Raw genomic sequence first — 7,597 nt, 5'->3', positions numbered from 1 at the left:
TGCGTCGCCAGAAGCAGATCAATCAAACCAGGATCGTCGCTTGACAAACAGAAGGGCGTCCAGGGCTCGCAGTTCACCTCGATGGACTTCACGGCGGTGCTGAAGAAGGCGGAAATCGCCATCTCGATGGACGGCAAGGGCGCGTGGCGGGACAATGTATTCGTCGAACGGCTTTGGCGGTCGATCAAATACGAGGAGGTTTATCTTCACGCCTACAATACCGTATCCGAGGCCCGCGTCGGCATCAGCCGATATCTGACCTTTTACAATAGCCGACGCCCACATTCATCCCTTGACCGGCAAACACCGGATCAGGTCTACTTCAACGCGCTGACGCCAATGATGGTGGCGGCATAATCGAGGCGGAAATCCACTTAACGAAACGCCCGAAACTGTGCAGACAAACCGAACCACTTCTCTTGAGCGTGTCGCTTTTAATCTGACCCATTACGCCTGCTCCAGATTATTTAAGAGGCGCATGTCCGCGAACATGCTTTCACTTCTAGGCCAGAACGCAAGAAAGCCCTTCGTTATGAAGGGCTTTTTGTTATCGCAGGGATCGTTGGTTGCGGGGGCAGGATCTAATCTTCACTTGCGCCCCGAGCAAGTAAAGATGGTTGCGGGGACCGGCGTCGATCATAACTTGCGATCGACGCCGGTAAAGATGGTTGCGGGAGGGCGCACCCATCATAACTTGCTGTTTCGGGCCGCCGCATAGCAACCTTGCCAAGGTTGGAGTCAAGGGTTCGAATCCCTTCGCTCTCTTCAGATTTCTAAAGGAAATCAAAGGATTGAGTAAGGGCCATCTTCGGGTGGCCCTTCCCTTTTTGGGCTTGGCCAACACCTGGTCAACACGAATGACGCCTGAGCAGGCAGGACGGGATGATCGCCTGAACACCAGCCGGACGATGCCTCGGCGAGCCGAACTGATTCGAGTCCGTCTCCAATGCGCATTGCCCAACTGGCTCGGGCAGACAAGTGGACCCGCGTATCGTTTCAGGCCGGGCGAGTTCCTTCACCGCGACCAGCAACAGCCCGATGGACAGGAGGGCCGGAATGACGGGTACACTGCCGCCATGCCAGCGTTTTGTTTCGGCGCTGGGCTGGAGATGCCCATAAGGATCAGGGCGAGAACGGCGTTTTTGCCGGCGCGATTCCAAGTCTCGAAGACGTCCGACTCTTGGCTCAGGTAAGATGAGGTACATCACAGGCGCCCAATCCCCGAACGATATCGAGCGCGCTCAAGTTCGATCCTTAAGGCTGCCTTAAGCCTCGTATAGAAATGCGACCTGGAACCTCGGGTGATAACCATGCGCGTGCTGATAGTCGAAGATGATGCCGTCCTCAGAGACGGATTGACGGTGGGCCTTTCGATTGGCGGCTTCACCGCCGATGCGGTCAAAACCTGCGAAGAAGCCGGCGCAGCTCTCACGAACCATGAGTTCGATGCGCTGGTGCTTGACCTGATGCTTCCCGACGGTTCCGGCCTCGACGTGCTGAAATCCCTGCGGGAACGGCAGGACGCCACGCCCGTCCTCCTCCTGACTGCGCGTGATCAGGTCGCCGACCGGATTCACGGACTGGATGCGGGGGCCGACGACTATCTCGGCAAGCCGTTCGACCTCGACGAGGTCGCGGCGCGGCTGCGCGCGCTCGTCCGCCGTGCCGCTGGCCGGCCGCAGGCGCTTATCGAATGGCGCGGCCTGCGGCTCGATCCTGCAAACCAGAATGTCGAACACCAAGGCGAACCCATCCGCCTGTCGCGGCGCGAATACTCGATTTTGCATGCCCTCATGATCCATCCCGGCCGGATCCTGTCGCGGAGCCAGATCGAGGAGAAGCTTTACGGCTGGCAGGAGGAGGTCGAGAGCAATGCTGTCGAGGTCCACATCCATCATCTTCGCGGCAAGCTGGGACCGGGCATGATCCAGACCGTCCGTGGGATCGGCTATCGCCTCGGAGACGAACCGTGATGCCGTCGATCTCCAAACGGCTGTTCCTGATCCTCGCCCTGACCACCGGTCTCGTCTGGCTGTCGGCGGTCGTCTGGATTTTCCTTTCCACGCGCGCGGAGGTGGAACGGGTTCTCGACGCGCGGCTGATGGAAGCCGGCCGGATGGTTTCCTCATTGATCGTCAGCCAGGAGATCGCCATCGATCCGACGCAAACGATCACGTCCGATCTGCCGGTGCGCGGCCACAGCGCCTATGACCGCCAGCTTTCGTGCCAGATCTGGTCGCTGCAGGGGACATTGATCGGGCGATCGGATGCGGCGCCCGATCAAGCAATGTCGGAGCACACCGACGGGATCTCCGAAACCGTGATAAATGGTGAGCGGTGGCGGGTTTATGCAATCACCAATACCGAGCGCGGTGTTCGCGTTCTGGTCGGCGACAATCTGAGTATCCGTAACGGGTTGGTGAACGACGTCATCCGCGGTCTTCTCCTGCCGGTCCTGCTGATGTTGCCGGTTCTTGCTGTCCTGATCTGGCTCAGCGTCAGGCGCGGCCTTGAGCCGCTAAGGAAGATCGCAGGCGACCTGGAAGCACGACCCGCCTCCGACCTCAGCCCGATCGAGGACGTGCAGACCGCGAAGGAGATTGCGCCGGTCTTGCAGTCGCTCAACGGATTGTTTGCACGCGTGGCCGGGCTTCGGGAACGCGAGCGCAACTTCACCGCCTTTGCCGCCCACGAACTGCGCACGCCGTTGGCCGGCCTCAAGACGCAGGCGCAGGTCGCGCTTGCAAGCGGCGATGGCACGATCCGCGAGCAGGCATTGCGTCAGATCATGGTTGGCGTAGACCGCACCGGCCGGCTCGTTCGGCAATTGCTGGATATGTCGGCGGTTGAGGCGCTCGACCAGGGCGAGCGTAGTGGGAAGGTATGGCCCGGGAGTATACTGAGAGCGCTCGCGGACGAATTAGCAGATCCGACCAGGGGCGTTGCGGTCGAGGTTTCCCCTGATCTTGACCGCATCGAGCTGGACATCGAGCCGGATCTGTTCGCTCTTGCTGCCCGGAATCTGATGGAGAACGCTGTGAACCATTCGCCGCCCGGAGGCGTCGTCAGGTGTCGTGTGGCCGGCCCCGCCGAAGAGGGCCAGATGATCATCGAGGATGATGGTCCCGGTATCCCCGAGGAGGAGTTGGCCCGCGTCACCGAACGCTTCTTTCGCGGCCGCAACAAAGTACCGGTCGGCAGCGGTCTCGGTCTCGCGATCGTCGAACTGGCGCTCGGGCGGAGTGGTTGGCACCTACGACTTCAGAATCGCGATTGCGGAGGGCTGCAAGCGGTGATGGCGAACGCCGCGTGACCCGTTGCACATACATGGTGCGGGGCGCAGCCAACTCATCTTCAAGAAGATGGAGTGCCAGCAGGATGCGCCAACGCAGGGAGTGATCTTCTCGCCGCGCGACGAAGCTATCCCACCAAAAGATGCCCCATAGCCGGATCTGCTATCACAACCAGCGGGCTCCCGTCGCGAACGTTGTCGGCGAGGTGGATGACATCCTGATTGATCATCCGGATGCATCCTGATGAAACGGCCTGGCCGATGGTCCAGAATTCCGGGTTTCCGTGGATGCGATAGATCGTGTCCCGGTTTCCTTCATGAATGTAGAGGGCGCGTGCTCCAAGTGGATTTTTCAGCCCCGGGTCCATGCCGCCATTGGCGATTGAGTAGGGCTCTAACTCGGGTTGGCGCGCAACCATTTCATCGGGAGGTGTCCAGCGCGGCCATTCCCGCTTGTATGCGATATGACGCCCTCGACCAGCCCACGAAAAACCGTCCCTGCCGACACCCACACCGTATCGGGTTGCGCGGCCGTGAGGCTGAACGTGGTAGAGGTAACGGTTTGGCGTATCGACGATGACGATTCCGGCTCGTTCATCGGTTGGATAGTCGACTTCCGTCCGCCACCATTTCGGATCGACCTTGGAAACGTCGACTTCCGGGATCGGGAAGCGCTCGTTCGGCAGTGCGTAGTACATCGGGGGCGTCGGCGGCGGAGGAGGCATCGAGACCGGCTGCGCGACTTGCGGTGTTTGCCTCGTGGAAACGCATCCGGCGAGAGTCATTGCGCTGGCGCCAATGAGGAAAGCGCGTCGCGCGATTGCGGGTGTCGGTAGCTTGCTCACGTTTCGTACGCTCTCTGCTTTGCGATCAATCAGGCCGCACAGCACGATGCCCATCTTAAGAGCAGCTTAAGGTAAGCGCGGCCGAAGATAGCGAAGCGGCGGGGACTTCAGGCGCCGGCCTGCGGCTCAAGTGATCCGGCCGAACAGGTTTTCGATTGGGTGGGGGCACTTTGTTGGAAACGCGGGCTTGCGTCGCAGGCGAGGAGCACTTTTCCGCCCTTAAGCGGGCCTTAAGGAACGCCCGCTTTGCCGCCGGTCCTGTGAAGGAGACGAGGATGCGGACGCGACTTTTAAGAAACAACGCCGTAGCGTCCGCGGAAGGTGTTGGATGCGGCATCGATGCTGATGCTCGACGCAAGAATGACCAATGGACCCGCCGCGAGCTTCTGCTCGGGGGCCTGGTGGTGCCGGTAGGATTGTTGGCGACTCCCAGCGGGATGGCCGCCGCCAATCCGGCTGCAATGGTCACGGACGTCGCTTCCTACCGGGAGAGACTGGAGCAGATCGCACGAACACATAGCTTCGCGCTCATCGACATCCGTGCGGATTGGTGCGCGGTGTGCCACCGCATTGAGCGGGAAATCCTCGCCCACCCTGCTGTGCTGCAACACCTTGAGGCTGTCCCTCTCGTCAAGGTGGACGTCACGGCGATGGACGAGGGAAACCGCCAGCTCCTCTCCCACCTTCGAGCGAGCGGCCCGCCGACATTCTTCGTCGTGGATGCAGCCACCGGACAGGAATACAACGGCACCCGTTCGGTCGGACCGTTCAGCAGGCGCGATCTCATGCGGCGGTTGCGGCCGTTCACCCGATAGTCCGGAGTCAGGATAAACTGCCGTCGCATCTTCGGCTCAATGCGGTCCTTAAGACTGTCTTAAGCTCGGGAGAGTGCGCTCGCTTCAATATCCATGATCTGGAGCTTTGAGACCATGCACGATCGGCGCCTCTGCACACGTAGACCTCATCCTTTCGCTATGGGTAGGCCGCCGTTCCGCGGTGCATTGAGTCGGCGGACCTTGCTCTCGGGCCTGGCGGCGCTCGCTGCCGCCGGCTTTGCCATGCCCGTGCGTGCCGACGACATGTCAGCCGAGATGATCCTGAACGACCCGGAGGCGCCGGTCGGCGGCAACCCGAACGGCGACCTGACGATCGTCTCGTTCTTTGACTATAACTGTCCTTTCTGCAAGCGCACCGTCGAGCCGCTGAATACGGTGCTGGAATCGGACGGCAATGTGCGTCACGTCTACAAGGACTGGCCGATCCTCGCGCAGTCTTCGGTCTATGGCGCAAAGCTGGCGTTGGCGGCCGGGTATCAGAACCGCTACGAGGAAGCCTATCTGGCGTTGATGGGTATCGAAGGGTCGCGGGTGCCAGAAGAGCAGATGCGACAGGCATTGGAAGGTGCCGGCTTCGACACGGCGGGTCTCGAGACCGAAGCCAACCGCCGCGACGCCGAGATCACCGCCTTGCTTCAGCGCAATAACGCGCAGGCCGAGGGGCTCGGTCTGCGTGGCACGCCCGTGTTTCTGATCGGTCGGTTTCTCGTCGCCTCCGCCCTCGACGAGGACGGCTTCCGCCAGGTTGTCGCAGACGCTCGCGAAGCGTCTTGATGCATCCCGATCGCGATCATCCGAGTAATTTCATGTCCTCAATGCCCATACTCCGCCTCCTTGCTGGCCTGTTCTTCGTCTTCCTGTCGCTGCCCGCCGCGGCGCAACAGGAGGATCTCCTGCAAGCCGAGGAAGCCTTCCGTTTCTCGGTTGAGCGGAATGCGGATCAGCAGATCCAACTCCGGTGGGAAATCGAGGAAGGCTATTACCTCTATCGCGATCATCTGGAAGCGAAGGATGCCGCGACCGGCGAGCCGATCCCGCTGTCGACTGGACCGGGCGTCGTGGAGACAGAGGATGCCAACTTCGGTCCTTCGGAGGTCTATTATCTTGAAGCGGTGGCACGTCTCGGCACTGAAGCGCCCGGGCAGGTCGCAGTCACCTATCAGGGCTGCAAGAAGGATTCGATCTGCTATCCGCCGCTGACCCTGACGGTCAACACGGCAAACCTTCAGGTTTCCGAACCCGTTGTCGGCTTTGGCATAGGTCCAACTCCGGCCGCCCCTGCCGGAGGGACGGGAAACGGCGGCTTCAGCCTGGCTGAGGACACGCAGGACGGCGGCATGGTCGGCTCGCTTCTCGCCAGCGGCGGTGCGATCTGGGTGATCGTGAGTTTCCTCGCCTTCGGGCTGTTGCTCGCCTTCACGCCCTGCGTGCTGCCCATGTATCCGATCCTGAGCGCGACCCTGGCGCGCGAGGGCGAGGCATTGACGGCCCGGCGCGGCTTCATCCTGTCTTTGGCCTATGTGCTGGCAATGGCCGCAGCGTTTGGCCTGCTTGGCGTGGTTGCCGCGTGGTCCGGCCAAAACCTCCAGATGGTGCTGCAATCGCCCTACGCCATTGGCGCCGTCGCAGCGCTGTTCGTCGTGCTGGCGACGGCGATGTTCGGCCTGTTCGAACTGCAACTGCCGACCACCTGGGTCAGCCGGATGGCAGGGGTACAGGCCGGCACGCGCGGCTCGGTGGGCGGAGCCGCCGGAATGGGCTTCCTTTCCGCGCTGATCGTCGGTCCCTGCGTCACCGCGCCGCTCGCCGCGGCACTTCTCTATATCGCACATACGGGCGATGCCTGGATCGGCGCGAGTGCGCTGTTTGCCCTCGGGCTCGGCCAAGGCATTCCGCTGATCGCCTTTGGCACGATGGGGAGCCGCGCTCTGCCGCGTGCGGGGGCGTGGATGGTGCAGGTCAAATACGCGTTCGGCTTCGTCTTTCTCGGCGCGGCGATCTGGATGGTCTCCCGAATCCTGCCGCCGCAAGTGACGCTGGCGCTTTGGGCGGGCCTCCTCTTGATTGTTGCGGTCTTCATCGGCGTCGCTGATCGGCTCCTGGCCGATGCGGGTGCCTGGCCACGTTTCCGCAAAGCCGCCGGACTTGGGGTTTCCCTCGGCGGCGTCATCCTGGCGATCGGGGCGGCGTCGGGCGGGACCGACCCGCTACGTCCGCTCGCCCACTTCGTCATGACCGGTTCGGGCCAGCAGATCGCCCAGTCCGAGATGACATTCATCGAGGCAAACTCGACGCCGCAGGTCGAGCAAGCGATTGCCTCTGCCAACGGACGTCCGACATTGGTCTATTTCACGGCCGACTGGTGCGTCATCTGCAAGACGATCGAACGCGACGTCTTTTCGAGCACGGAAATCGTTGCCGCACTGAACGACTTCCAGCGTGTCAAGGTGGATCTGACCGGACTGGATGAGGCCAGTCAGGGTCTGATGCGCGATCTTGCTGTGGTCGGCCCACCGACCATGATCTTCTTCAACCGAAATGCCTCGGAGGCAAACGGCTCCCGCCTCATCGGCGATGTGACAACCGATACGTTGCTGACATCGGTCTCTCAGGCGAGGCAGTGA

7 protein-coding genes and 1 tRNA gene are annotated in these 7,597 nt (G+C 61.7%); 7 read left to right on the top strand and 1 reads right to left on the bottom strand.

Features of this window, described 5'->3' with window-relative positions; all coding sequences use genetic code 11:
- The 4 genes from DKP76_RS16275 to DKP76_RS16255 form a co-directional block, all read left to right on the top strand.
- The coding region (locus DKP76_RS16275; protein WP_245410254.1) for an integrase core domain-containing protein at window positions 1–357 on the top strand (357 nt) is incomplete at its 5' end.
- 317 nt (window positions 358–674) lie between these two features.
- Window positions 675–765 (top strand) — tRNA-OTHER (locus DKP76_RS19245).
- Between the two features lie 545 nt (window positions 766–1,310).
- Complete coding sequence (locus DKP76_RS16260) at window positions 1,311–1,973, top strand: response regulator (protein WP_012092695.1); 663 nt, start codon at window positions 1,311–1,313, stop codon at window positions 1,971–1,973.
- Window positions 1,973–3,313 carry an ATP-binding protein gene (locus DKP76_RS16255; RefSeq protein ID WP_012092694.1) on the top strand — a complete coding sequence of 447 codons (1,341 nt, stop codon included), beginning with the start codon at window positions 1,973–1,975 and terminating at the stop codon, window positions 3,311–3,313. Before DKP76_RS16260 ends, DKP76_RS16255 begins: the two co-directional genes overlap by 1 nt.
- Before the next feature lie 107 nt (window positions 3,314–3,420).
- Here DKP76_RS16255 and DKP76_RS16250 read toward each other — a convergent pair whose 3' ends face one another.
- Window positions 3,421–4,077, bottom strand: a complete 657-nt coding sequence (locus DKP76_RS16250; protein ID WP_109707754.1) for a L,D-transpeptidase — start codon at window positions 4,075–4,077, stop codon at window positions 3,421–3,423.
- A 335-nt stretch (window positions 4,078–4,412) separates the two neighbouring features.
- On the opposite strand from DKP76_RS16250, the gene DKP76_RS16245 reads away from it, so the two are divergent.
- From DKP76_RS16245 to dsbD, 3 genes are all read left to right on the top strand, one after another.
- The gene (locus DKP76_RS16245) at window positions 4,413–4,952 is read left to right on the top strand and encodes a thioredoxin family protein (RefSeq protein ID WP_012092692.1); all 540 of its coding nucleotides are present in this window, start codon (window positions 4,413–4,415) and stop codon (window positions 4,950–4,952) included.
- 186 nt (window positions 4,953–5,138) lie between these two features.
- Window positions 5,139–5,747: a DsbA family protein gene (locus tag DKP76_RS16240; RefSeq protein WP_037092232.1), complete on the top strand. Its 609-nt coding sequence runs from the start codon at window positions 5,139–5,141 to the stop codon at window positions 5,745–5,747.
- A complete protein-coding gene (gene dsbD / locus DKP76_RS16235; RefSeq protein WP_012092690.1) occupies window positions 5,747–7,597 on the top strand; it encodes a protein-disulfide reductase DsbD in 1,851 nt (616 codons plus the stop codon). Before DKP76_RS16240 ends, dsbD begins: the two co-directional genes overlap by 1 nt.

The sequence above is a fragment of the Falsochrobactrum shanghaiense genome (assembly GCF_003149535.1).
In the GTDB taxonomy this organism is placed as follows: Bacteria; Pseudomonadota; Alphaproteobacteria; order Rhizobiales; family Rhizobiaceae; genus Brucella; species Brucella shanghaiense.
The sequence above is the reverse complement of the archived record's forward strand: the minus strand, read 5'-3'. Positions and strand labels throughout refer to the sequence as shown.

What these genes read in the sequence shown, in the direction of transcription:
- DKP76_RS16260 (WP_012092695.1), top strand. Translation starts at nt 1,311, where the DNA reads ATGCGCGTGCTGATAGTCGAAGATGATGCCGTCCTCAGAGACGGATTG.
- DKP76_RS16255 (WP_012092694.1), top strand. Translation starts at nt 1,973, where the DNA reads ATGCCGTCGATCTCCAAACGGCTGTTCCTGATCCTCGCCCTGACCACC.
- DKP76_RS16250 (WP_109707754.1), bottom strand. Translation starts at nt 4,077, where the DNA reads ATGACTCTCGCCGGATGCGTTTCCACGAGGCAAACACCGCAAGTCGCG.
- DKP76_RS16245 (WP_012092692.1), top strand. Translation starts at nt 4,413, where the DNA reads ATGCGGACGCGACTTTTAAGAAACAACGCCGTAGCGTCCGCGGAAGGT.
- dsbD (WP_012092690.1), top strand. Translation starts at nt 5,747, where the DNA reads ATGCATCCCGATCGCGATCATCCGAGTAATTTCATGTCCTCAATGCCC.